The organism is Phenylobacterium sp. (assembly GCF_035944335.1).
Classification (GTDB): Bacteria; Pseudomonadota; Alphaproteobacteria; order Caulobacterales; family Caulobacteraceae; genus Phenylobacterium.
The window spans coordinates 1-2,144 of sequence record NZ_DASZBG010000055.1 but is presented as its reverse complement, the minus strand read 5'-3'; the positions used below and the strand labels follow the sequence as shown (position 1 = coordinate 2,144).

2 protein-coding genes are annotated in these 2,144 nt (G+C 74.6%); both read right to left on the bottom strand.

Features of this window, described 5'->3' with window-relative positions; translation table 11 throughout:
• Window positions 1-291 (bottom strand): hypothetical protein (locus VGT80_RS10125; protein ID WP_327455376.1); only part of this gene is annotated, 291 nt, incomplete at its 3' end.
• A partial coding sequence (locus VGT80_RS10120; protein ID WP_327455374.1) for a hypothetical protein occupies window positions 288-2,144 on the bottom strand: 1,857 nt, incomplete at its 5' end. The genes VGT80_RS10120 and VGT80_RS10125, both read right to left, overlap by 4 nt.

Sequence of the window (2,144 nt, the reverse complement as noted above, 5' to 3'; positions counted from 1 at the left end):
GCGCGGGGTCCAGGTGAGCCTGGCGTGACTGGCGTCGATGCGCTCGACCGGCACGCCCAGCGCCTCGAAGGCGCGCGCGCCCAGTCGCGCCGAGGCGGCGATGCCGTGGCTGCCGGAGAAGTAGCCGACGACCTTGATCGGGCCCTCGGAGGTCTCGGCGCCGTGGGGTCCATGGGCGCCGGCGCGGACATAGGCCTGCAGCACCCGGTTCAGGGCGGGCCCGGCGGCCCGGCGCAGCGTCTCCGGGACCAGGCGGCGCCAAGCGGCGCGCGCCGCCAGGAGCGGGCTCATGGGCTCTCGATCCTGTCCCAGCGGACGCCGCGCGTGTGGAGCGCCATGGTGTCGGCCGGGAGGAATTCCGACTGCGTGAGGACGCGCACGACGGCGACGTGGCCGGGCGGTTCGGCGGGGCCGGCGGGACCGATGAAGGCTCCGGTGGCCGCCACATAGACCAGTCGGTCGGCGGCGGCCTCCAGCGCCTCCTCCGGGTCCTCGATGACCCACAGCTCGCCGGCGGAGGCGCGGTGCGGAACCGGGGCGGGGGCGGCGCCGACGCTGCGGCGCGCGAGCGCGAGCAGCGGATGGCCGGGCAGCAGCTCCAGCGGCGCGTCGTAGGCCGCCAGGCCGCCGCCAACCAACCAGCGCAGGTAGCGGAAGCGCTGGAAGAGGGTGCGCAAGGGGAACTGCCGCTGCAGGTCGGTGCGGCTCTGCCAGATCTCCTGGAACAGGCGCGGAAAGGGCGCCGGCACGCCCGGGACCTGCGCCAGCAGCGGCGCGCGCAGCGGCGCGGTGAGGCTGGCGGGCCAGCGGCCGCGGGCGGCCAGGCCGAAGGCGGCGGAGAGGCGGTGCTGCAGGTGGCTCGCCTCCGGAGCGGCGAAGCGGGCGGCGCGCAGCGGCAGGTCGGGGTCGCTGAGCGCGCTCTGCGGCAAGAGCTCAGGCGCAAAGCGGCCGGCCGGCGCCTCGACGCCCAGGCACCAGGCGATCAGACCCTGCGGGTCCTGGCCGAACCGGTCGCGCAGGTCGGCGCGGGCGGCCATGAGGGCGATCAGCGCGTGCGGGCGGCCGCCGGCGTCAGCGCCTCGCAGCCAGGCGAGGATGTCGCCCTGCGGCGCCTGGAACGCCGGGTGCGCGGCGCGGCGAACGCCCTCGGCGGCGAGGCGGCCCTCGGTGAGCGCGGTCAGGCCGGCGCTGAAATCCTCTCCGGCGCGCGCGGCGGCGAGCGCGCGGCGGCGCATCTCGCGGGTGACCGGCTGGCCGGAGGGGAAGCGGGCGTGGCCATAGTCGACAGCGCTGGCCTGGGCGTGGCCGTTGGCCAGCAGGGCCTGCGCATAGTCGCCGAGCAGCTCGGCGAGCGGCGAACCGGCCTGGACGGCGATGCGGTCCTGGTGCTTGGAGAGCACCTCGGGCCGAGCGGGATCGAAGCCGGAGAAATGGAAGAAGCTCAGCGGCCGAGCGTCGACGCTCCAGCCGGCCGGTCCCCTGGCCAGGCTGCGGCCCTCGAGATTCCAGTAGGCGAGGTTGAGGCCCGGATCGCGCAAGGGGGCGAACCGCTCCACCAGGCCGGGCGCGAGGTCCATCCAGCGCTGGTCGGTGAACAGGCCGGCCTCGAAGTCCACCCGGCAATCGAAGCGGCACTTGCCGGCCCACCAGTCGACGAGGGCCAGCGTCGCCGGCGTCGATCGCATGGCTGCGAAGCCCAGGTTCCACACCCCCGACTGCAGGATCGCCCGGTCGTTGGGCAGGGCCTCGCCGGCGAGCGGGCGGGTGACATGCGGCGTCAGCGCCAGCTCGGCGTGCTGCAACGCCTGGCGCACGACGTCGAGCGGCTGGAAGACGTAGATGTCGGGATCGAGGTAGGTGACGCTCTGCGCCTCGGCGAGCAGCTTGCGGAAGACGAAGGGCTTGACCGCCGTGTTGAGCTCGAGGGCGTCGTAATAGACGGTCATGGCGGCGAAGGGCGCGTCCAGCGTCTCGGCCCGCATCACCTCGGCGTAGGCCTCGAGCTGCGGGATCGGCCCGTCGGTGGCGATCACCACGCGGCGCACCGACGGCTCCGCCTTCGCGAGGCTCTGCATGAGCGTCGCGGCCTGGGCGGCGTAGTTCCGCGAGACGATGGTGAAGATGACGTCCAAGCTTGCTGCGAC